20 protein-coding genes and 1 riboswitch are annotated in these 22324 nt (G+C 68.0%); of the genes, 7 read left to right on the top strand and 13 right to left on the bottom strand.

Annotated elements, in window-relative coordinates; all coding sequences use genetic code 11:
- Nucleotides 1-4 precede the first annotated feature (4 nt).
- Nucleotides 5-1465, top strand: coding sequence for a short-chain fatty acid transporter (locus tag NNX34_RS14075; protein WP_255767130.1), 1461 nt, complete (start codon nucleotides 5-7; stop codon nucleotides 1463-1465).
- A gap of 72 nt (nucleotides 1466-1537) precedes the next feature.
- Entirely contained in the window at nucleotides 1538-2122 is a 585-nt protein-coding gene (locus tag NNX34_RS14070) for a TetR/AcrR family transcriptional regulator (RefSeq protein ID WP_255767129.1), read from the top strand.
- Between the two features lie 65 nt (nucleotides 2123-2187).
- Here NNX34_RS14070 and NNX34_RS14065 read toward each other — a convergent pair whose 3' ends face one another.
- The 3 genes from NNX34_RS14065 to NNX34_RS14055 all read right to left on the bottom strand — a co-directional run bounded on the left by NNX34_RS14065 (nucleotide 2188) and on the right by NNX34_RS14055 (nucleotide 5666).
- Complete coding sequence (locus NNX34_RS14065) at nucleotides 2188-3093, bottom strand: GNAT family N-acetyltransferase (RefSeq protein WP_255767128.1); 906 nt, start codon at nucleotides 3091-3093, stop codon at nucleotides 2188-2190.
- Complete coding sequence (locus NNX34_RS14060) at nucleotides 3093-4481, bottom strand: glycine--tRNA ligase (protein WP_255767127.1); 1389 nt, start codon at nucleotides 4479-4481, stop codon at nucleotides 3093-3095. The genes NNX34_RS14065 and NNX34_RS14060 overlap by 1 nt, the downstream gene beginning before the upstream one ends.
- Nucleotides 4482-4670: 189 nt before the next feature.
- Nucleotides 4671-5666 carry a DMT family transporter gene (locus tag NNX34_RS14055; RefSeq protein ID WP_255767276.1) on the bottom strand — a complete coding sequence of 332 codons (996 nt, stop codon included), beginning with the start codon at nucleotides 5664-5666 and terminating at the stop codon, nucleotides 4671-4673.
- A 98-nt stretch (nucleotides 5667-5764) separates the two neighbouring features.
- On the opposite strand from NNX34_RS14055, the gene NNX34_RS14050 reads away from it, so the two are divergent.
- The gene (locus NNX34_RS14050) at nucleotides 5765-5995 is read left to right on the top strand and encodes an RNA-binding S4 domain-containing protein (protein ID WP_229953222.1); all 231 of its coding nucleotides are present in this window, start codon (nucleotides 5765-5767) and stop codon (nucleotides 5993-5995) included.
- On the opposite strand, the gene NNX34_RS14045 is transcribed toward NNX34_RS14050, so the two are convergent.
- The gene (locus NNX34_RS14045) at nucleotides 5992-6654 is read right to left on the bottom strand and encodes an alpha/beta hydrolase (protein WP_255767126.1); all 663 of its coding nucleotides are present in this window, start codon (nucleotides 6652-6654) and stop codon (nucleotides 5992-5994) included. The genes NNX34_RS14050 and NNX34_RS14045 overlap by 4 nt on opposite strands.
- 88 nt (nucleotides 6655-6742) lie before the next feature.
- Here NNX34_RS14045 and NNX34_RS14040 point away from each other — a divergent pair, with 88 nt between their 5' ends.
- Nucleotides 6743-7585, top strand: coding sequence for an SGNH/GDSL hydrolase family protein (locus NNX34_RS14040; protein WP_370647089.1), 843 nt, complete (start codon nucleotides 6743-6745; stop codon nucleotides 7583-7585).
- Nucleotides 7586-7594: 9 nt separating this feature from the next.
- Here NNX34_RS14040 and NNX34_RS14035 read toward each other — a convergent pair whose 3' ends face one another.
- On the bottom strand, nucleotides 7595-8035 hold the full coding sequence (locus tag NNX34_RS14035; protein ID WP_255767125.1) for an SRPBCC domain-containing protein: 441 nt from the start codon (nucleotides 8033-8035) through the stop codon (nucleotides 7595-7597).
- Between the two features lie 117 nt (nucleotides 8036-8152).
- Here NNX34_RS14035 and NNX34_RS14030 point away from each other — a divergent pair, with 117 nt between their 5' ends.
- Entirely contained in the window at nucleotides 8153-8932 is a 780-nt protein-coding gene (locus tag NNX34_RS14030; RefSeq protein WP_255767124.1) for a VOC family protein, read from the top strand.
- Here NNX34_RS14030 and NNX34_RS14025 read toward each other — a convergent pair.
- On the bottom strand, nucleotides 8929-10047 hold the full coding sequence (locus tag NNX34_RS14025) for a homoserine O-acetyltransferase (protein ID WP_255767274.1): 1119 nt from the start codon (nucleotides 10045-10047) through the stop codon (nucleotides 8929-8931). The genes NNX34_RS14030 and NNX34_RS14025 overlap by 4 nt on opposite strands.
- Nucleotides 10048-10085: 38 nt before the next feature.
- On the bottom strand, nucleotides 10086-11402 hold the full coding sequence (locus tag NNX34_RS14020) for a bifunctional o-acetylhomoserine/o-acetylserine sulfhydrylase (RefSeq protein WP_255767123.1): 1317 nt from the start codon (nucleotides 11400-11402) through the stop codon (nucleotides 10086-10088).
- A 77-nt stretch (nucleotides 11403-11479) separates the two neighbouring features.
- Nucleotides 11480-11596: riboswitch (SAM riboswitch) on the bottom strand.
- A gap of 160 nt (nucleotides 11597-11756) precedes the next feature.
- On the opposite strand from NNX34_RS14020, the gene NNX34_RS14015 reads away from it, so the two are divergent.
- Both NNX34_RS14015 and NNX34_RS14010 read left to right on the top strand, forming a co-directional pair.
- Nucleotides 11757-12407, top strand: a complete 651-nt coding sequence (locus tag NNX34_RS14015) for a VOC family protein (RefSeq protein WP_255767122.1) — start codon at nucleotides 11757-11759, stop codon at nucleotides 12405-12407.
- 654 nt (nucleotides 12408-13061) lie between these two features.
- The gene (locus tag NNX34_RS14010) at nucleotides 13062-13889 is read left to right on the top strand and encodes an endonuclease domain-containing protein (RefSeq protein ID WP_255767121.1); all 828 of its coding nucleotides are present in this window, start codon (nucleotides 13062-13064) and stop codon (nucleotides 13887-13889) included.
- A gap of 132 nt (nucleotides 13890-14021) precedes the next feature.
- On the opposite strand, the gene NNX34_RS14005 is transcribed toward NNX34_RS14010, so the two are convergent.
- The 6 genes from NNX34_RS14005 to hutU form a co-directional block, all read right to left on the bottom strand.
- Complete coding sequence (locus NNX34_RS14005; protein ID WP_255767273.1) at nucleotides 14022-15830, bottom strand: glycoside hydrolase family 2 protein; 1809 nt, start codon at nucleotides 15828-15830, stop codon at nucleotides 14022-14024.
- A 47-nt stretch (nucleotides 15831-15877) separates the two neighbouring features.
- On the bottom strand, nucleotides 15878-16666 hold the full coding sequence (locus tag NNX34_RS14000; RefSeq protein WP_255767120.1) for a CPBP family intramembrane glutamic endopeptidase: 789 nt from the start codon (nucleotides 16664-16666) through the stop codon (nucleotides 15878-15880).
- Between the two features lie 87 nt (nucleotides 16667-16753).
- Entirely contained in the window at nucleotides 16754-17977 is a 1224-nt protein-coding gene (gene hutI, locus NNX34_RS13995; RefSeq protein ID WP_255767119.1) for an imidazolonepropionase, read from the bottom strand.
- Nucleotides 17974-19410 (bottom strand): formimidoylglutamate deiminase, encoded by a 1437-nt coding sequence (locus NNX34_RS13990; RefSeq protein WP_255767118.1) that lies wholly within the window; start codon nucleotides 19408-19410, stop codon nucleotides 17974-17976. The genes hutI and NNX34_RS13990 overlap by 4 nt, the downstream gene beginning before the upstream one ends.
- Nucleotides 19407-20612, bottom strand: a complete 1206-nt coding sequence (locus NNX34_RS13985) for an allantoate amidohydrolase (protein ID WP_255767117.1) — start codon at nucleotides 20610-20612, stop codon at nucleotides 19407-19409. The genes NNX34_RS13990 and NNX34_RS13985 overlap by 4 nt, the downstream gene beginning before the upstream one ends.
- A gap of 21 nt (nucleotides 20613-20633) precedes the next feature.
- Nucleotides 20634-22319 (bottom strand): urocanate hydratase, encoded by a 1686-nt coding sequence (gene hutU / locus NNX34_RS13980; protein WP_255767116.1) that lies wholly within the window; start codon nucleotides 22317-22319, stop codon nucleotides 20634-20636.
- Nucleotides 22320-22324 lie beyond the last annotated feature (5 nt).

Here is a 22324-nt window from a genome sequence, read left to right as displayed (position 1 = left end):
TCCCATGACCACCGCTGCCAAGAGCACCTCCGCACCGTCCGAGAAGGGGCTGGCCCGGGTAGCCCAGGTGATGGCCCGCTGGACGGAGAAATGGTTCCCGGATGCTTATGTCTTCGCTCTCGGCGGCGTGGTTCTTGTCGCTTTGGCGGCCCTGCTGAACGGTTCCTCGCCGCAGGCCGTGGTGGACTCCTTCGGGAACGGATTCTGGGACCTCACGGCCTTTACCCTGCAGATGGCCATGGTGGTGCTCACCGGCTACACCGTGGCCACGTCCCCGCCGGTGGCGCGGCTGATCGCCCGGCTGGCGCTTGTTCCGCAGACCGCGGCAACCGCCGTCAGCTTTGTGGCTTTCCTGTCCATGTCCGTGTCCTTCCTGAACTGGGGGCTCAGCCTGGTCTTCGGCGGGCTGCTGGCACGGGCGATTGCCCGCCGGCGCGACCTCCAGGTGGACTACCGCGCCCTGGGAGCAGCGGCGTTTATGGGGCTGGGCGCCGTGTGGGCGCTGGGGCTCTCTTCCTCAGCCGCCCAGCTGCAGGCGACGGCGGCTTCCCTGCCGCCGGCACTGCTGGAGGTCACCGGGGTGCTGGACTTCGGCAAGACCATCTTCACGTGGCAGTCCCTGCTGACCTGCGCCATCCTCATCGCGCTGACCACCCTCATTGCCCATTTCTCCGCTCCGCGCGGGGCTGCCATCCGCACGGCGCAGGACCTGGGCGTGGACCTGGACGATTCCCCGGAACCGGCGGCCAAGCGCGAGCGTCCCGGCGAGTGGCTCGAGTACAGCCGTATCCTGCCGGTGCTGCTGGGCCTGCTCACCGTGGGCTGGCTGGTATCGCAGTTCGTGACCAAGCCCTTCCTAACAGTGATCTCAAGCCTGAACGGCTACCTGCTGGTCTTCCTGGTCCTGGGCCTGGTGCTGCACGGCACCCCGCGCAACTTCCTCCAGGCGGTGACCAAGGCCGTTCCGGCAACCGCCGGCATCCTGGTGCAGTTCCCCCTGTATGCGGCCATGGCGGCCATCCTGACCAAGGCGGAGGGATCGGGCGGCATGACCGTCTCCGCGCATCTGGCCGAGTTCTTCACGAGCATCGGTTCCGGCGGCGGCTTTGCCGTGGTGATTGCGGTCTATACCGTCATCCTCGGCGTCTTTGTTCCATCCGGCGGCGGGAAGTGGCTGGTGGAGGCACCCTACGTGATGCAGTCCGCCACCGACGTCGAAATGAACCTGGGCTGGACCGTGCAGATCTACAACGTAGCCGAGGCCCTGCCGAACCTGGTGAACCCCTTCTTTATGCTCCCGCTGCTGGCGGTCTTGAAGCTGCGGGCCCGGGACCTGGTGGGATTCACTTTCCTGCAGTTCACCATCCACCTCCCGGTGGTGCTGCTGCTGGTCTGGCTGCTGGGCATGACCTTCAGCTTCGAACCTCCCGTGATCCCTCCGGAGGCACCCGCACCGGCACCGTAGTCCGGCGCGGGCCCGGCGGCATCTAAGATCGAAGGGACAGTATTTCCCTTCCGCCTAAGGACCCATTACCGCATGCCCCGCGAATCCGGCACCAAGCGCGCCATCCTCGACGCCGCATTGGACCTGGCCGCCGCCAACGGCATCTCCGGAACCACCATGGACGACGTGGCCGAACGGGCCGGGGTGGCCAAGGGCAGCCTCTATTACAACTTCTCCTCCAAGGACAAGCTCTTCGAGAAGCTCCTGCTGGAGGGTGTGGGTGCCCTGACCGAGTGCCTCCGGAACGCGCGCAGCGGCCTGGCCGGTTGGCAGGCCATCGAATCGATGGTCCGCGCCCTGCTGGAGCTGCTGTCCGAAAACCGCGCCCTGGCCAAACTCATGGCTGCGGAGATCCTGCGCACAGACCGGACCTGGCAGCACTCCCTGCACCTGCTGCGGCAGGAGGCACTGGCCGAGTTCGTGGAGCCCATCCGTCAGACCGGCGGGCCCGCCGGCCTGCCCGACGGCGGATCGGACCGGCTGACCCTGATTGCCGGCAGCGTCTTTGGCGCCACTTTGATGGGTGCACTGGACTGGCTGGTGTTCGATCCGGAACGTTCCGTGGATGATGTGGCCGCAGCCGTGCTTTATGCGTTGTCCGGGCGGCTGCAGTCCTGACCCCTGACACCAAAGAGGCGGCCCCCGCATGGTGCGGGGGCCGCCTCTTTTCGTTCCAGGACAGGCTAGTCGCTGAGGATCAGCGTTTCGCTGCCGACCTGCCGGGCCACGCCCGCCTTGATCAGCGGTTCCAGGGCCCGGACCACTGCGGTCATGGACTCGTCCACTTCCAGCTGCACCGGGTACTGGTACGCGAGCATCGCCACCAGGGATTCCACCGCGGCCTGCGCCTCGTCGAGGTCCAGGGTGGCGTCATACCCCACCAGCACATCGGCGGGTTCGTCCGTGCGTTCCTGCGTGTAGCTCACCGCGAAGGCGGCGATCTTCCCGCCGTCCTTCTTCGGCTTGTCCCGCAGCACGACGGCGCCGGAAGCACCGGTGGCGTCGTTGAGCAGCATCTGCTGGGCCTTGCCGAGGGTCATGTCGGCGCGGTCCCAGTCATGCACGGCGTTGTAGAACTGCGTGACTGCCTGGGTGAGCTCCACCGAACCCGTGGCCGCTTCGTCCAGCTGGGGTCCGTCGTCGGTGAACACAGGCAGCTTCAGCTTGCCCGGTTCCACCAGCACCACGCAGGACCGCTGGATCGGGGCGAGCCCGGCTGCTTCGGCGAACCCGGCGGCGGGGGTGCCCGGCTCCACCTTGGCGCGGAGCCTGGTCACGCCCGACGGCGCCGACTCGGCTTCCTTGCGCAGCATGCCCAGCAGGGTGGTGCCCAGGCCGGTGCGCCGGTTTTCCCGGGCTACCTCCACATAGGCCCACAGCCGGTCCGGGTGCAGGCTCGTCTCGTAGACAACGCCGGCTGCTACCGGAATGCCGTCGTCTTCGGCCACGATGCAGCGGCTCCACGGCTCGTTGGAGGACGGGCGCAGCACGGCACGGAACTGCCCGGCCTGCGCACTCTCCGGGTCGCCCCAGAGCTGGTTGAGCTTAAGATCGTCGTCTTCCCGCCATTCGCGGAACGAAATAGCCATTACGCGCCGATCAGCCGTTCGGCCAGGTAGCCCTCGACCTTGTCCAGGCTCACGCGCTCCTGCGCCATGGTGTCGCGTTCGCGGACCGTCACAGCCTGGTCTTCGAGCGTGTCGAAGTCGACGGTGATGCAGAACGGGGTGCCGATCTCGTCCTGGCGGCGGTACCGGCGGCCGATGGCGCCGGCGTCGTCGAAGTCGATGTTCCAGTTGCGGCGCAGCTGCGCGGCGAGGTCCTTCGCCTTGGGCGAAAGGTCTTCGTTGCGGCTCAGCGGCAGCACCGCGGCCTTGACCGGTGCCAGGCGCGGATCCAGCTTCAGGACGGTGCGCTTGTCGACGCCGCCCTTCGCGTTGGGTGCCTCGTCCTCGGTGTAGGAGTCCACGAGGAACGCCATGAAGGAACGGGTCAGACCGGCGGCGGGCTCGATCACGTACGGGGTGAAGCGTTCGTTCGTGGCCTGGTTGAAGTAGCTCAGGTCCGTGCCGGAGTGCTTGGAGTGCGTGCCGAGGTCGAAGTCGGTGCGGTTGGCGATGCCCTCGAGCTCGCCCCATTCGGAGCCGGCGAAACCGAAGCGGTATTCGACGTCGGTGGTGCCCTTGGAGTAGTGGCTGAGCTTCTCCAGCGGGTGTTCGAAGAGGCGCAGGTTCTCCGGGTTTATGCCCAGTTCGGTGTACCAGTTGAACCGGTTTTCGATCCAGTACTTATGCCATTCCTCGTCCGTGCCCGGCTCGACGAAGAACTCCATTTCCATCTGCTCGAACTCACGGGTGCGGAAAATGAAGTTGCCCGGCGTGATTTCGTTGCGGAAGCTCTTGCCGATCTGGCCGATGCCGAACGGCGGCTTCTTGCGCGAAGTGGTCAGCACGTTGTTGAAGTTCACGAAGATGCCCTGCGCGGTTTCGGGGCGCAGGTAATGCATGCCTTCTTCATTGGCCACGGGGCCGAGGAAGGTCTTGAGCAGGCCGGAGAATTCCTGCGGTTCGGTCCACTGGCCCTTGGTGCCGCAGTTGGCGCAGGCAATGTCGGCCAGGCCGTTTTCGGGGGCGTGGCCCTTCTTTTCCTCGTAGGCCTCTTCGAGGTGGTCGGCCCGGTAGCGCTTGTGGCAGCTCAGGCACTCCACCAGCGGATCCGAGAACACCTCAACGTGCCCGGAAGCTTCCCAGACCTGGCGCGGAAGAATGACGGCGGAATCCAGCCCGACGACGTCGTCGCGGCCGCGGACCATGTGCTGCCACCACTGCTTCTTGATGTTTTCCTTGAGTTCGACACCCAGGGGGCCGTAATCCCAGGCGGACCGGGACCCGCCGTAAATCTCTCCCGACTGGAAGACGAACCCCCGGCGCTTGGCCAGGGAGATGATGGGATCCAGCTTGGATTTGGTCGAAGCCATGGAATGGTACCGCCGTTCTTTTCGTGTCGAGGGGGCCGCTGGGTGCGGTCCTCTTCTGGTGTCCCTTGGGCATCGCACCACCGCGAAACGGGTGCACGGTTCTGAGCCGCCGGGCAAAGCTACAACTACCAGCTTAAGGCGGCGACACCCCGCTTACCTACCGGCCCGCGCGAGCGGCGTTTTCCGCGCTCAGCGCGGGGTGGACTGCGTCCGGGGCCGGCCGGTACGACGACGGCGGAACGGACCGCCGCCGGGCATGTTCCACGGCAGCGTAGCCAGCACGATGGCGAGCAGCGTCAGCAGCGTGCCGAGCACCGTTGCCGCCACTACTACCGAGCCCGGCGCGGGGAAGACAATGTCCAGGAGCAGCGAGCCGATCAGCTGTCCGCCGATGAGCCCGAGACTGGTCAGCAGGACTCCCAGGCTGCGCACCAGCAGGGCACCGACACCGATGAAGATGCAGCCCAGCGGCCCGCCCAGGTACAGCCACCACTCGCCGGGCAGCGGATTGCCCGGTCCCGAAACCGCCACCTTGATCCCCCACATCGCGCCCAGCAGGACGGTGCCGGAAATGAAGTTCACCAGCGTGGCGGTGATGGGGGTGCCGTAATGCATGCCCGTGGTGCCGTTCATGGCCTGCTGGAAACTCATCAGCATGCCGGCGGTCAGGGGCAGCAGCACCGGCAGGAGCCATTCGGACGGCTCTCCCCCGGCCCCCAGCTTCGGGCTGACGGCCCAGGCCACGGCGGCAATCGTCAGCACCGCGCCCACTACGCGCATCACGGTCAGCGCCTTCTTGCCGGCCGGTCCAATACCGAGCCGGTCCACCACCAGCCCGGTGAGGGTCTGCCCGGCGACGGCGGCGACGGTGAACACTGCCACACCCAGGACGGCCACCGTCAGGGTCTGGGAGAGCACGAAGTAGCCGCCGATCATGCCTGCCAGCACGTAGTAGCGGGGAAACCGCCGCTCCCGCAGCGAGGGAATCAGCTGCCCGGCGCCGGCCCGGCCGCGGGGCAGGGCCAGGCTGATGCCGATCATAACGACCAGCCCGACCAGGAAGCTGACCAGGGCGGCGGCCAGGCCGTCGTCGAGCCGTTCCCCCAGGGCGCCGTTGACGCGGGCCTGGGACGGGATGGCAACCCCGGCAAGGAGGGACAGGGGCAGACCGATCAGCGGGGACATCCGCACAGCAGCATTTGGCACCCGACTACCCTACAACTGTCAAACGGCTCGGACCGGCCAGCGGAAGCAGCGGCGGGAAAGTCGGGCAGAATGGAGGCATGAGTTCTTCCGATGCCCAAGACCTTCCCATCCGCGACGAAATGATCCGCCTGGGCCAGCTGCTCAAGCTCGCCAACCTGGCCGAGGACGGCATCCAGGCCAAACAGCTGATCGAAGACGGAATGGTCAAGGTCAACGGCGACATAGAAGAGCGCCGCGGCCGCCAGCTGCACGCCGGCGACCTCGTCTCCGTCAACGGCGAAACGGTGCGGATTACCCGCGAGGGCTAGTTCGCCCGGGTGCCCGCACGCAGCACCGTATGCACCAGGAACTCCTTCACGTGGCCCAGCTCCTGCATGTTGATGCCGTGGCCCATGTTCGAATAGAGGATCTTGGTCAGCGCGGTGTGGGCATTGAGCCAGGCGTGCGTGTATTCGATCCGCGGCGCGTCGATGACCGGGTCAGCCTGGTCGCGGCCCCAGAAGAACTGCAGGCCGCCCGGCTGCAGTTCGTCGTCGTGGAAGAACGGGTTGTCCTGCGAAGGGACCACAAAACCGGAGAGTCCGACGACGGCGGCAAAGTCCTGCGGCCGGTGCCGCATGAGGGTCGTGGCCACGGCCATCCCCATCGAAAAGCCCAGGAGGCTCACACTGGTGTGATTGTCCCGAACGGTGTCGAGCCACGCGGCCACGTCCCCTACCGAGTCCACCACTGCGTCCACTGAGTAATCGGCGTCGCTCATCAGCGGGAACCAGGTGTAGCCCGGCCCGGAGGGCTGCGGCGCCCGGACCGAGGCGATGGTGAAGTCCGAGGGCAGGTAATCGGCCAGCCCCATCAGGTCCTCTTCATTGGCCAGGTATCCGTGGAACAGCACCAGCAGCGGGGTGCCGGCCCGTTCAGCTTCGGGTTTGGACCAGAGGACAACAGGATTCCACGCGGATTTCGTCATGCTTTTATTCTGGCATGCCGGTATTTACAACCTACGGTCGCGTAGCCAAGGGTCGGTTTGCAAGTATTGACCGGTGAGTACAAATTCCTTGCCCGAAGCCGTTTCCGCCCCCGAATCCCGGCAGGAGCAGCAGCCGCTGCACCTGTGGTCCCGGTTCGTGGCCATGGGCGATTCCTTCACCGAGGGTATCGGCGATCCCAATCCGGACAGTCCGGGCGGCAACCGCGGCTGGGCGGACCGGGTGGCGGAGGAACTGGCTTTGGGCCAGCCCGACTTTTCCTACGCGAACCTCGCCATCCGGGGACGGCTGCTGAACCAGATCATTGACGAGCAGCTGGAGCCGGCCCTCGCCCTGAAGCCGGACCTGGTCACCATCTGCGCAGGCGGCAACGACGTGATCCGTCCCGGCGGCGATCCGGACCGGCTCGCCGAACGCATGGACGGTGCCGTGGCCCGGCTGCGCGGATCAGGCGCCGGCGTGGTCCTGTTCACCGGCCCGGATCTCGGGAGTACCCCTGTGCTGGGCAGTGTCCGGGGCCGGGCGGCGGTCTACAACGAAAACCTGCGGACCGTAGCCAAGCGGCACGGCGCCGTCATTGCCGACATGTGGGCGCTCCGCGAGTTGAATGATCCGCAGATGTGGGCTCCGGACCGCCTGCATTTCTCCCCGCTGGGACACCACACCATTGCCGCGATGGTGCTGGATACCCTGCAGGTGCCGCATTCGCTGCAGCCCCTGGAGACCAAGCCGCTGCCGGCAAAGAACTGGCGGACGGCCCGCTCCGAGGACATGGTCTGGGCCCGTGAATTCCTGTTCCCGTGGGTGGTCCGCCGGGTGCGGCACCAGTCCTCGGGAGACGGGATCTCCGCCAAGCGTCCCGAGGCCGGCCCGATGTTCGGGCAGCGGATGCCGCAGGGATCAGCTGACTAGACCTGTTTTTCAGGAACCGCCCGCCTGCTGCGCCTGGTCGGTTTTTTCGGCCTGCTCAATGAGGTTCGCCAGGTGGAAGGCCCAGCCTTCCCGGTGGGCTGCGGAGAGTTCGGCGCCCACACCGGCGTCGAGCGCCGCAAAGCCGCTCTCAGTCACCGCTACCGCCGTGGCATCTATTTCGTCGGTCAGTTCGAAACTGACCACCGTATGGGCACCCCATTCGGGTGCGGTCCAGCGGAAGGAAAGCAGCCGGCCGGGGGCGACGGCCAGGACCGTACCGGTGGCGGTGTGCTCCACTCCGTCCTCGCTCCACCGTTCCTTCAGGGGCGCTCCCGGATGCGCGGCGAAGTCCATGTCCGGCCACCAGGACGCCCGGTTATCAACGAGCACGTGCCAGAGAACCTCCGGGGAGCACTGCGCCCGGCCGGAAAGCGAGATCCGATCTGCCATGGGGAATGTTCTCCCACGAATTGCCGCGGCGGGCAAGGGGTAGGCCCCTGTTGTCCGCCGAACGGGGTTGGTATAACTGCGGATATCCCCTGCCGTTCCTCCGGAAAAGGGCCCGCCATGCCTGCTGCACCCGAACGTTTCCCTGCCGGTTCCCCCTGCTGGGCGGATCTGGCCTCCTCCGATCCTGCCCGGGCCCGGGAGTTCTACGCCGGGCTGCTCGGCTGGGACGCCGTGGACCTGGGCAGGGAATCCGGACATTACCTCCACTTCCGGCACAACGGAGACGTGGTGGCCGGCATGATGCAGAAACCGCCGGAGAACACGTTCCCGGATTTCTGGACCGTGTACCTTGCCTCCGACGACGCCGGCGCCACAGCCGGTTCCGCTGCCGCCGCCGGAGGACAGGTGATGCTGGACCCGGCGCGTGCCCTGGACCAGGGCACGGCGGCGGTGCTCGGCGACCCCACCGGAGCGGCCATCGGTGTCTGGCAGCCGGACACCCACCGGGGATTCGCGCGGATCGATGAGACCCGGGCACCGGTCTGGTACGAGCTCATGACCAATGACTATCCGGCGGCCCTGGCGTTTTACCGGAACGTGTTCGGCTGGGAAACGGAGGTCCTCTCAGACACGGATGAGTTCCGCTACACCACGCTGCAGAGCAACGGCCGCCCGGTGGCCGGGGTGATGGATGCCGCCGCTGAACTGCCGGAGGACATCCCCTCACACTGGGAGATCTACTTCGGCCATGCCGATATCGACGCCGCGGCCGAGCAGGCGGAGCAGCTGGGCGGATCGGTGCTGAGTGTGCCCGAGGATTCCGACTTCGGCCGGATGGTCCAGCTGGCCGACCCCACCGGAGCAGCGTTCTGGCTGATGGAGGCCCCGGACGCCTAAGCGTCCTGCCCGAACACCTCCCGCTTCAAGGCACCGGAAATCTCCCGGACGCTGGTCAGGAACCCGTCATGCCCGATGGGCGCCCGAATGAGATGGACCTGCGTTCCCCGGGGCAGGGCCGCTGCCAGATCCGCCGACTGCTGGGGAAAGTAGAGCCGGTCCGATTCCACCGCGGCAATGAAGAAGTCCGCCGTCGTGCCTGCGAGCGCCGCGCGCAGGGTTCCCCGGCCCCGGGCGACGTCGTGGCTGACCAGGGCTTCGGTGAGCACCAGGTAGCTGTTGGCATCGAACCGGTCGGCCAGCTTCCGGGCCTGGTGGTCCAGGTAGCTCTCCACGGAGTACCGGCCCCTTCCGGCCGGGGAGGCGGCACCGAAGGGGTCCTCGGAAGCCTGGGAACTGCGCCCGAACCGGTATTCCAGTTCCGGTTCGGACCGGTAGGTAATGTGCGCAATGCGGCGGGCCAGGCCGAGCCCGGCCAGCGGAGGAATGCCGTTGTAATAGTCCCCGCCGTTGAAATCCGGATCCAGCCGGATAGCGGCCAGCTGCGCCTGGGCAAACGCGATCTGCTCGGCCGTGCTGGCTGCGGTGGCTGCGATTACCCCGCAGTGCAGCACCCGGTCCGGTTCGGTCACCGCCCATTCCAGCGCCCGAGCTCCCCCGAGCGAGCCGCCCAGCACGGCATGCCACCGGGCAATGCCGAGCCGGTCCGCCAGCCGGGCCTCCGCCCGGACCGAATCCCGGATGGTGACGAACGGAAACCGTGAGCCCCAGGCCAATCCGTCCGGGTCCGTCGAGGCAGGCCCGGTGGAGCCGTAGCACCCGCCCAGCATGTTGACCGAGACCACGAAGTACCGGTTAGTGTCCACGGTCCGGCCCGGGCCCACAAGCTCGTCCCACCAGCCCGGTTCGGTGCTGCTCCCGCGGGCTACGTGGGTGCTGCCGGTCAGCGCATGCGGAATCAGCACGGCGTTGCCGGCGTCCGGGTCCAGCTGCCCCCACGTCTCGTAGGCCAGGACGACGTCGGGCAGGTACCCGCCGGTTTCCAGCTCCAGTCCGCCGATGGAGGCGTACTGCAGCACCCCATCGGCGGGGTGCTGCAGCGGGGGCACCGTCAGCGGCTCGTGCCGGGGTGCCGGGTGCCGGGACACAGTCGCTATGCTCCCTTGGCGGCCCGGAACCCCGCGTCAAGGTCCGCGAGGATGTCGTCGATGTGCTCGATGCCCACCGAGAGTCGGACCAGCCCCGGGCTGACCCCTGCGGCCAGCTGCGCTTCGGCCCCCAGTTGGCTGTGGGTCGTCGACGCCGGGTGGATCACCAGGGAACGGACGTCTCCAACATTGGCCACGTGCGAGTGCAGCTCCAGTCCGTCCACAAAGCGCTTGCCGGCGTCGACGCCGCCCTCGATCTCGAAGGAGACAATGGCGCCGGTGCCGCGCGGCCCGTATTTGCGGCCGCGCGCAAACCACGGGCTGGACTCCAGGCCCGCATACGCAACCGACACGACGTCGTCGTGGCCTTCGAGCCAGTTCGCTACGGCGACGGCGTTGGATACGTGCCGCTCCACCCGCAGGCTCAGCGTTTCCAGTCCCTGGGCAATCAGGAACGCGTTGAACGGCGACACCGCGGACCCGAGGTCCCGCAGCAGCTGCACCCTCGCCTTCAGGATGAAGGCCAGGTTCGCTCCGAGGGCCCCGTTGACGCCCAGGTCCCGGGCGTAGACGAGCCCGTTGTAGCTTTCGTCCGGGGTGTTGAACCCGGGGAACTTCTCCGGGTCCGCGGCGAAGTCAAAGTTGCCCGAATCGACGATGACGCCGGCAATGGCCGTCCCATGCCCGCCGAGGTACTTCGTGGCCGAGTGGACCACAATGTCGGCTCCCCATTCGATCGGACGGATGAGGTACGGCGTCGACAGCGTGTTGTCCACGATCAGCGGCACGCCCGCCTCATGGGCCACGGCGCTGATGCCTTCCAGGTCCAGGACATCCTGCCGGGGGTTGGAGACCACCTCGCCGAAGAAGGCCTTGGTATTGGGCCGGACGGCATCGCGCCAGTGGTCCAGGTTGTCCGGGTCCTGCACGAAGGTGGTTTCAATGCCGAACCGCTTCAGGGTGTGCTTGAGCAGGTTGTAGGTGCCGCCGTAGAGGCTGGGGCTGGCGACCACATGGTCACCGGCCTGCGCCAGGTTCAGCAGCGCGAAGGTTTCGGCCGCCTGCCCGGACGCGAGCAGCAGGGCGCCGACGCCGCCCTCAAGGGAAGCGATCCGGTTTTCCACCGCTTCCTGGGTGGGGTTGCCGATCCGGGTGTAGATCGGTTCCAGTTCGGCCAGGGCAAACCGGTTCGCGGCGGCCTCTGCACTCGGAAAAACGAAGGACGTGGTCTGGTAGATCGGCAGGGCTCGGGCACCGGTGACGGCGTCGGGCTCCTGGCCTACGTGGATCTGGCGGGTTTCAAATGACCAATCTGCACTCATGATGCTCCCTCAAACCAGGGGCCGCACAACGCCGCCGGTGTGCATCCGGGTACGCCGGATGTCCGGTGGGGTCGTGGGACCCGCGCTTGCCGGACGCCCGTTTGGCGTACGGCCAGGTCTTCACCCGGGGCACCCCACCGCGGTTGGAGGGTTGCCGGCCAGCAAGCCGGGGCTATCTGCTGGCACTCATGACCTGCACCCATGGAAACCGATATGCCGCCGTCGCGCAACCTCTATGACGCACCGTGAAATATCGGCGCTTTTTCGCCGTAATTCCGAGCTGCGGCCGGGAACATTCCGCACTTAGGCTTCCCTTGGTCGAGACGCGTATCACAACGTGCCACAATGGGCCGCATGCGCTTGGACCATGTTTCTTATGCCTGTGAACCCGACGGTCTTTTGGCCACCACCGAGAGGATTGCTGCTGCTCTCGGCGCCGATTACGTGAAGGGTGGCGTCCACCCCCGATTCGGTACCCGCAATATGATCCTGCCCCTGGCCAACAACCAGTACGTCGAGGTGGTGGAGGTCCTGAACCACCCGGCGTCGGACAAGGCGCCGTTCGGCCAGGCCGTGCGCCAGCGCTCCGAATGCGGCGGCGGATGGATGGGCTGGTGTGTTGCCGTTGACGATCTCTCCCCCTTCGAGGAACGCCTCGGCCGGGCCTCCGTGCCGGGCAACCGCAAGTTCCCCGACGGCCAGGAGCTGACCTGGCGGCAGATCGGCATCAACGGATTGATTGCCGATCCGCAGGTTCCCTATCTGCTCCGCTGGGACGACGGCACCGACGAGCTGCACCCCTCCAACGCCATTCCCGGGATGCCCGGTTCGGTGAAGCTGAAGTCCCTGACCATTGCCGGCTCCGCTGCACGCGTCACCGACTGGCTGGGCCATCCCGTGGAGAAGCCGCTGGAGAACGTGGATGTCACGTGGATTGCTCCGGCGGGTACACCGGGCATCATGTCCGTCACCTTCGACACGGCGAACGGTCCTGTCGAGATCTAGCACTGGGTTTCTGCTGCCGGTTCGGGGTTTTCCTGCCGGATCGGGTTTTTCCTGCCGGTTCGGGGTTTCCCTGCCGGATCCTCGCGGTCTGTCCGCGTGTCCGGATCCCTGCGCTGCGTCCGGGTCCCTGCGGTATGTCCCCGCAGCCTGTCCCCGCAGCCTGTCCGGATCCCTGCGGTATGTCCGGATCCCCGCGGCCTGTCCCCGCAGCCTGTCCGGACCCCTGCGGCATGTCCGGATCCCCACGGCCTGTCCCCGCAGCCTGTCCGGACCCCTGCGGCATGTCCGGATCCCCGCAGCCTGTCCCCGCAGCCTGTCCGGATCCCTACGGTATGTCCGGATCCCCGCAGCCTGTCCCCGCAGCTTGTCCGGATCCCTGCGGTCTGTCCGGATTCCTGCACCGCGCGGCGCAGGAATTGTCACAAACCGCAGGGATCGCGACAAACCGCAGGGCTTCTCCAGGCCGAGGTACCAGAGGGTTGTCCACAATAGGGAGGATTACCCTCGCGGGTCCGCTGTTACCCATCCATCTTTGAGCCCATGGATCCGGAGCTCATCTTTACAGCCGATGCTGAAGCCCACGGTACTGACCGCCGTTCCTTAGCCTCGAGCTGCCGGGCCGGCCAGCTGATCCGCCTCCGTACAGGTGTCTACATGCAGACGGATGAGTGGCAGCATCTTTCCCCGTGGGAACAGCAACGCGTCCGGATTCGGGCTGCTGTGGAACAGGGACACGGTCAGCGCATCCTTATCCAGCAATCTGCTGCGGTCATGTGGGGGCTGCCGGTGATCGGACACTCTGCCGAGGTGCTGCTGTTGGCCGTGCCTCCCACTCACGGCCAGCGTCGCGGCGGACTCCGATGGGTGGAGCGCCAGTTGCTCGAACCGATCACTGCCTTGGAAGAGGTGCCCCTGACGTCCCGGGCCCAGACCGTTCTAGACATGGCTGCCTATCTCCCTTTCGAGCACGCGGTTCCCGCCATGGACCACGTGCTCCGGCCCGATCCCGTCCTGGGTCTTCCTTCTTTGGGAAAGAACCACCTGTTGGAGTTATCCGGGAGCCTGCCCGGCCAGGTAAAGCGGCTGCGGGCTCGACAGGTGATCGACTTCGCCGATCCACGCTCCGAGTCGGCGGGCGAGTCCTATTCCCGGGCCGCCATTCACAGGCACCGCTTCCTTCCGCCCGAACTCCAGCAACAATTCAACACCTCCGCCGGCCGCTATCGGGTCGACTTTTATTGGCGCGAGCAGAGGCTCGTCGGGGAGTTCGACGGCGCGGTGAAATACGGTCGGGGCGATGCAGCCCTTGCCCCTTCGTGGGACACACTGCGTCAGGAGAAACGGCGCGAAGATGCCATCCGCGCAACGGGGGTCAGTTTTATACGCTGGTCCTGGGACGACATCTCAAGAGAGCCCCAGCACCCTGAGTCCTTGGTACAGCGCTTGGTCCGCGCTGGTCTCCCCCGTTCCCGGCGCCGCTGATTCCCTCCGGGTTGTCCAGATCCCTGCGGTTTGTGGCAATCCCTGCTCCGCGCGGTGCGGGGATCCGGACAATCTGCGGGGATCCGGACAAAGTGCAGGGACTGAGCGGATCCCGAAGGCAAGCAGCACGGGTCAGCCCCCGGCAGCCCGGCGAAGCCTCGCATTGAGTCCCCGCACCAGCTCGGCGTCGAGCTTCACCACCCTGCGGTCATAGGTCAACAGGCCGTTGACCTCGTCCTCGACGTCGGTGAGCTGGGTGTAGACCGTGGCGGCAAGCCCCCGGGCCACCGCAGGTTCAATCTGCCGCCGGTGCAGCCGCTCGTAGGCGCGGGCCAGGGCACGCCGGGACCGGAACCGCCGGTAGCCGAACTCCTTGTCGTTGAAGGTGTGCCCGGGGATGCGCAGGCTGTACCCGCCGTATTCGGACAGCACCACTGCACGGGACCCAGCCAGCCAGCCCTTCCGCATCCGGAACGGCACAAAGTAGACGTGCACGCTCTTGAGGTCTCCCCCGCCCTGGTCATGCCAGCCGCTGGCATGGTCGATGGTCCGGGTCGGATCCAGGCCCCGCAGTAGGTCGGCGACGGCATTGGCATCGAACTGGCCCCACCCTTCATTGAACGGCACCCACACCACGATCGACGGGCTGTTGCCCAGCAGCTCCACCGTGCCGTGCAGTTCGGCCAGGAACTGTTCCCTGCCCTGCTCGTCGGCACGCCCGAAGGCGGCATAGTCGCCGTCGGCCCGGTGCGCCGCACCCACCGCGGGGGCAGTGACCACGGCGTGCTTGTAGGACGTGCCGCCGTTGACCAGGTCCTGCCAGACGAGGATGCCGAGCCGGTCGGCATGGTAGTACCAGCGCAGCGGCTCGATCTTGATGTGCTTGCGCAGCATGTTGAAGCCCAGGTCCTTCGCCGCACGGATGTCGGAGGCCAGGGCCTCGTCCGACGGCGCGGTGTACAGCCCGTCCGGCCAGTACCCCTGGTCCAGCAGGCCCGCGTGGAAATACGGCCGCCCGTTCAGCAGCAGCCGCAGATGCCCGGCGTCGTCGGGCCCCGTGCCGACGGTCCGCAGCGCCGTGTAGCTGCGCACGCGGTCGGTTTCCCTCCCGGCGGTGAGCAGCCGCACGGCGACGTCGTACAGGAACGGGTCCTCCGGGGTCCAGAGGTGCGGATCCGGAATCGGGATCCGCACCGGGTTTCCGGGAACGACGACGGCGGCCGCCACCTGCTGCCCGCCCGCGGTTACGGTGACTTCCGCCTGCAGGCCAGTGCTGTCCGGGGCGGACCGGACGTCGTCGACCAGCACCGTGGCGGTCACCGAGTCCAGGTCCGGCACGAGGACCAGGCGGGTGATGCTCGCCTGCGGCACCGCTTCCAGCCAGACCGTCTGCCAGATCCCGGACTGTGCGGTGTACCAGATGCCGCCGCGGTCCAGGGTCTGCTTGCCGCGGCTGGCGGAGCCGGTGTTGCTCAGGTCCCGGACCCGGACCACGATTTCGTGCTCGGCCCCGGGGGAACCGCCGTCCGGACCCGCAGCCAGCGCGTCGGTGATGTCCAGGGAGAACGGCAGGTAGCCGCCGTCATGCCCGCCCACGGGAATGCCGTTGACCTTGACCCGGCAGCTGGAGTCCACGGCGCCGAAGTGCAGCAGTACCCGCTCCCCCGCAAAGCCCTCCGGCAGGGTCACGGTCCGCCGGTACCAGAGCAGCTGCTGCGGCTGGAGGTGCCGGTTCACGCCGGAGAGCGGCGCCTCTGGTGAGAACGGCACCAGGATGTCCCCGTCCCAGTCCCCGTCCCGTGGCGGCTGCTCCCGGCGGGCGCCGGTGATGGCGTACTGCCAGTAGCCGTTGAGATTGAGGTAGCTGTCGCGGGCCAGCTGGGGTCGGGGGTATTCCGGCAGGACGGATTCGGGGTCCAGGGCTGCACCCCAGCGGGTCATCAGTGTCACCGGGCCATCCTATGTGCCGGCGGAGTCGCGGTGCCCGCCTAGTCGCCGATCCCGATGGCAGAACCGAACAAGGCGAACCCGACAAACCCGGCAATGTCCACCAGCGCATGCGCAATCACCAGCGGCATCACCCGCCGCGTCCTGGTGTAGACGTAGCCGAAGAGCAGGCCCATCAGGAAGTTCCCGATGCCTGGGCCGATCCCCTGGTAGAGGTGGTAGCTGGCCCGGATCAGGGCGCTGGTGAGGATGATCGCCGGCGTCCCCCAGCCCAGTTGCCGCAGCCGCAGGAACAGATAGCCCACCACAATGACTTCCTCGAGCACGGCATGCCGCATGGCAGAGAGGATCAGCACCGGCAGCGTCCACCAGTAGGTGTCCAGGGCTGCCGGAACAATGGCGGTGGTGATGCCCAGTGCCCGTCCGGCGGCGTAAACGCCAAGCGTCCCGATACCGATGACCGCTGCCAGAGCCACCCCCAACGCAAAGTCGCGAAGCGGCCGGGCAAACGTGAACCCGATCCGGCGGAACGCGGATTTCCCGGGTTCGGTCAGCAGGAACAGGACCAGCGCCACGGGCAGCAGGGAGAAGAAGATCCCCAGCAGCTGGTACACCAGGTCGAAGTACGGCCGATCATCAAGGACGGGATTCAAGGTGGTGGTCTGGTCGCCCAACGGTGCCTGGGTGGCTTTCTCAATGAGTTCGACGACGGCATAGACCCCGGACCTGCCGAGCGAAAGCCCCAGCACAATCAGGATTTCGAACACCAGCATCCGGCGGGCCCGCGGATCCAGGGATTCGGCGGGGGCGGAGGGGAAGGCAGCGCGCATGGACACCATTGTGCCGGACACATCGGCATGCAGGAGGCGGGCTTACCGACTCTCGTATCGAACCTGGACCATGCCCCGCGGCCCCGCTCAGCGGCGCACCGGCACCCCGGCTCGAAACACCATGCCGGTCAGCGGCATGCCGGGCCGATACGCCAGATGGGCAGCTGAGGGCGCGTTGAGCAGCTGCAGGTCGGCACGGTGTCCGACGGCGAGCGAGCCGACAGCCCGGGCACCGTCCCGGTCGGACCCGGTGTGCACCCGCAGTGCCAGGGCGCCGCCGTAAGTGGCGGCCCGGACGGCTTCCTGCACGGTCAGTCCCATCTGGAGCACGGCGGTGGCCACGCAGAAAGCCATGGAGCTGGTGAAGGACGTTCCCGGGTTGCAGTTGGAAGCCAATGCCACCTGCACCCCGGCGTCCAACAGTTTCCGTGCCGGAGCCAGGGGTGCCCGGGTGGACAGGTCGCAGGCGGGCAGGCACGTTGCGACGGTTCCGGGAACGCCGGTACCCGGGTCCCACCCGGACCATGTGTCCGCGAGCGCGGCGACGTCGTCGTCGGGCAGGTGGTTCACGTGGTCGACGCTGGCCGCCCCGAACTCCGCGGCGAGCCGCACCCCGGCCCCCGGGCCGAGCTGGTTTCCATGCACCCGCAGCCCCAGGCCCGCATCCCGGGCCGCCTGCAGCACCCGGCGGGACTGCTCCTCGGTGAAGGCTCCCTTTTCGCAGAAGACGTCCGCCCACTGGACGTACGGGCGCACCGCAGCGAGCATGTCGGTGCAGACCAGCTCCGTGTACTCGTCGGCGTCGGCTCCGTCCGGGACGAGGTGCGCGCCCAGGAACGTGACGGCGTCCGCCACCGTGGAGGCGATCCGGGCATGCCGGCGTTCCTCCTCCACGCTCAGCCCGTAGCCGGTCTTGGTTTCCAGGTACGTGGTGCCGCCCGCCGCGGCTTCGGCGGCCCGGGCCAGGAGCATCCGGGTCAGGTCATAGTCCGACGCCGCCCGGGTGGCTTCCGTAGTGACGGCGATCCCGCCGGCTGCGTAGGCCTGCCCCGCCATCCGTGCCTCGAACTCCCCGCTGCGGTCCCCGGCAAACACCAGATGGGTGTGCGAGTCCACCCAGCCGGGCAGTCCGGCCCGTCCCCCGGCGTCGATGACCTCGTCTGCCGCCGGTGCGTTCCCCGCCGGGCCGATCCAGCTGATCCGTTCCCCCTCGAACACCACGGCCGCGTCCCGCAGCACGGGGGTGTCCGCGGTGTCGTCCTGGGTGGAGAGTTCGCCGATGTTCGTGACCAGTGTTGAAGCGGAGCTCATGGGCGCCGGGTTCCTTCCAAGCGGGTTTTGTCCATCGGAGCGGCCGCAGAGTCGACGGCGGCAATGGCCTCCCGCAACAGGGCGGCCGGGTTTCCCAGCGAAGTGTGCGAACCGTTCCGGGCGCGCAGCCGGCCGCCGACGACGACGGCGGTCACGTCCGCAGCGGTGGCGGAGAAGGCCAGCTGGTCGGGCCGTGACCCGGTGGTGCGCAGGCTGTGCGGGTCCACGGCCATGAGGTCGCAGGCCTTCCCCGGTTCCAGCCCGGGGGCTGTGCGTGCCTGAGCGGCGGTCCCGGCGTCGGACGCGGCGGCGTGCAGTTCCGCCGGGGTAAACGCCCCGCGCCTTCCGGTCCGCAGCCGCTCTCCGTATTCCAGCGCCCGCATTTCCAGCCACGGATCGACGACGGCGTGCTGGTCGCTGCCCAGCGCCAGGGCAACTCCGGCGTTCCGCAGAGCTCCCGCCGGGCCAAGTCCGTCAGCGAGGTCCGCTTCCGTGGTGGGGCAGAACACCGCAGTGGCCCCGGCCTCTCCCAGCAGGGCGATGTCGGCGTCCGTCAGGTGCGTGGCGTGGACGGCCGAGAGCCGGGGGCCGAGCAGCCCGTGCCGGTGCAGCAGCCCGGTGGGGGTCAGCCCGGTGGCGGCCAGGCAGCCGGCGTTTTCCTGCGGCTGTTCGGACAGGTGGATGTGCAGCGGAATCCCGGCCGGGAGCCGCTCCGCGATACGGGCCAGCGCAGCTTCCGGTACGGCGCGGACCGAGTGCAGGGCGGCCCCGACACTCACCTGCTCCGGATCGAACCGCTCCCCGGCCGCCGCCTGCAGCGACGCGAAACGCTCCAGCCAGGCATCGGCGTCGGCGTCCCCGAACCGCCGCTGCCGGGCGTCCAGCGGCGTCCCGGACCCGCCGGGCCCGAAACCGCCGGAAAGATAGCAGGTGTCCAGCAGGGTCAGCCGGATGCCGGCGGCAACTGCGGCCCGGGCCAGGGCCAGTTCCATTCCGTGCCCGGGATAGGCGGACCCGTCCGGGGCATGGTGTACATAGTGGAATTCGGCCACGCTGGTGTATCCCGAGACCACCATCTCCGCGAACACCGCCGTCGCCAGCTGCTCGTAGAGTTCCGGCGTGAGGGTGCCCGCGGCCGAGTACATCTGCTCCCGCCAGCTCCAGAAGTCCCCGGCGGTGTGGGTGCGTCCTCGCAGCATCCGGTGGAAGGCGTGCGAGTGGGCGTTGGCGGCTGCCGGGAAGACGACGCCGGACAGCACCAGGTCCCCGGGTTCGGCTTCCGTCCCGGGCACGGCCGCCGTAACGATACCGGCGGAGTCGACCGTCAGCCGGATGCCTTCCCGGATACTGCCCTCGTACCACCCCGCCTCACACCAGACGGCAGCACCCTCGATCGAAGGACCGGCGGCAGTGGGGCCCGCCGCACCGCTCACAGCAGCGCCTCCAGCGCGTCGGCAAGCGCCACGGCTCCGGCGTCGGCGTCGTCGGCTTCCACGTGTTCCTCCGGGGAGTGCGAGATCCCGGTGGGGTTGCGGACAAACAGCATTCCGGAGGGCACGTGTCCGGCGAGGATGCCGGCGTCGTGCCCCGCCCCCGTGGCCAGCACCGGGGCTCCCGGAAGAGCCAGTTCCAGGCTGCGGCCCAGTGCGGCGTCGAAGCTGACTGCGCCGGTCCAGGATTCCGGTGTCAGGGAGACGGTGCAGCCTTCGAACGCGGCGATTTTCTGCGCCTTGCCGTGGATGCTTTCCACGAGGGCCAGCGCGGTGGCGTCGTCGGGGTGCCGGGCATCGAGCCAGAGGTCCACCCGGGAGGCGATGACATTGGTGCCGCCGGGCACCGGCGCGATCCGGCCCACCGTGGCCCGGGCGCCGTCGACGGCTTCGGCGGCCTTCTGCACGGCGAGGATGATCTGGGCGGCGGCAACCATGGGATCGGCGCGGTCCGCCATGGCCGTGGTGCCGGCATGGTTCCCCTGCCCGGAAACGCTGATCCGCCAGCGGCCGTGGCCCAGCACGGATCCGCCTACGGCCACCGCCGGTCCGTCCTCGCCGAGCCCGCGGCCCTGCTCCACATGCAGTTCCACGAAGTCCCCGATCCGGGCCAGCGCCTCGTCGTCGCGTCCCAGCCGCGCGGGGTCGAGTCCGTTGGCCCGGGCGGCGTCCGCAAAGGTGGTGCCGTCCGCATCGCGCAGGTTCCGGGCCTTGTCAGCATCGATTTCGCCGGTCAGCAGCCGCGAACCCAGGCAGGCCACGCCGAAGCGGGACCCTTCCTCTTCCGGGAAGACGGTGATGGCCAGGGAGCGGTTGCGGCTGATTCCCCGCTCACGCAGCAGGTCCACGGCGGCGAGCGCGGAGGCCACCCCCAGCGGCCCGTCGAAAGCTCCGCCGCCCGGCACGGAGTCCAGGTGGCTGCCGGTCACGAGTGCCCCGCGTTCGGGTTGCCCCCACCAGGCCCAGAGGATGCCGTTGCGGTCCGTTTCCACGTCCAGTCCGCGACTTCGGGCTTCCGCCTGGAACCACTCGCGCAGCGTCAGCTCCGGCGTGGAGAACACCGGGCGCGAGTAGCCGCCGCGCCGGGAATCCCGTCCGACGTCGGCAATGGAAGCGAGCAGGCCGGTAACAGTGTCAGTGTCCATGGTTTTCTCCAGGCGGGGTGCTTATTCGTTCATGGGGATGCGTACTCCGCGTTCGGCGGCGACGTCCGCGGCCCGGGAGTAGCCGGCGTCCGCGTGCCGCATCACGCCGGTGCCCGGATCATTGGTCAGAAGGGTTTCCAGTTTACGGGCGGCCAGCTCGGTTCCGTCCGCCACGCCCACCTGGCCGGCGTGGATGGACCGGCCGATGCCCACGCCGCCGCCGTGGTGCAGGGACACCCAGGTGGCTCCGGAAGCGGTGTTCAGCAGGGCGTTGAGCAGCGGCCAGTCCGCAATGGCATCCGACCCGTCCGCCATGGCCTCGGTCTCCCGGTAGGGAGAGGCCACCGACCCCGAATCCAGGTGGTCCCGGCCGATCACAATGGGCGCACTCACCTTGCCTTCGGCGACGAGCCGGTTGAACAGGAGCCCGGCCTTGGCCCGGTCGCCGTAGCCCAGCCAGCAGATGCGCGCGGGCAGGCCTTCGAACTCGACGTGTTGGGCCGCGGCGTCGATCCAGCGGTGCAGGCGGAAGTTCTCGGGGAACAGCTCCTTGATGGCTGCATCGGTCACCGCGATGTCCTGCGGATCGCCGGAGAGCGCCACCCAGCGGAAGGGCCCCATTCCCTCGCAGAAAAGCGGACGGATGTACGCGGGGACAAAGCCGGGGAAGTCGAAGGCCCGCGCATAGCCGCCCTGGCGTGCCTCGTCCCGGATGGAATTGCCGTAGTCGAAGACTTCGGCGCCCGCGTCCTGGAACCCGACCATGGCGGCAACCTGCCGGGCCATGGACTCGCGGGCCTGCTTGGTGAAGCCTTCCGGGTCCGCGGCGGCTTCGGCCTGCCAGCGGTCCACGGGGATGCCGGCGGGCAGATAGCTCAGCGGGTCGTGGGCGGAGGTCTGGTCGGTAACAATGTCGATGGTGACCTCCCCGGCCAGCTGCCGGCGCAGCAGTTCCTCGAACACTTCCGCGGCGTTGCCCACCAGCCCCACGGACAGGGCACGTCTTTCGTTCCGTGCAGCCATGACGCGGGCGACGGCGGTGTCCAGGTCCGGTGCCACCTCGTCCAGGTAGCGCTTCCCGACGCGTCGGCGCAGGCGGGCCTCGTCAACGTCGACAATCAGGACCGCTCCGCCGTTCAGCGTGACAGCCAGCGGCTGCGCGCCGCCCATTCCGCCGCAGCCGCCGGTCAGGGTCAGGGTGCCGGCCAGAGTGGCGTTTTCGTCGCCGAAGAGCTTACGGGCCACGGCTCCGAAGGTTTCAAAAGTGCCCTGCAGGATGCCCTGGGTGCCGATGTAGATCCACGAACCGGCCGTCATCTGGCCGTACATCAGCAGGCCCTCCGCTTCCAGCCGGCGGAACTCGGGCCAGGTGGCCCAGTCCCCCACCAGGTTGGAGTTGGCGATCAGGACACGCGGCGCCCATTCGTGGGTGCGGAAAACCCCCACTGGTTTGCCCGACTGCACCAGCAGTGTTTCATCGTCGGCCAGCGTGGAGAGGGTCCGGATGATGGCGTCGTAGGCCTCCCAGCTGCGGGCGGCCCGTCCGGTGCCGCCGTAGACCACCAGGTCCTCGGGCCGTTCGGCTACTTCCGGATCCAGGTTGTTCATCAGCATCCGCAGCGGCGCCTCGGTCTGCCAGCTGTGCGCGGTGAGGGTGGTGCCGCGGGGCGCCCGGATGCGGCGGGACGGGTCAGAGGTGGAAGACATAGCCA

The sequence above is a fragment of the Arthrobacter sp. zg-Y1116 genome, assembly GCF_024385485.1.
Classification (GTDB): domain Bacteria; phylum Actinomycetota; class Actinomycetes; order Actinomycetales; family Micrococcaceae; genus Arthrobacter_B.
The sequence above is the reverse complement of the archived record's forward strand: the minus strand, read 5'-3'. Positions and strand labels throughout refer to the sequence as shown.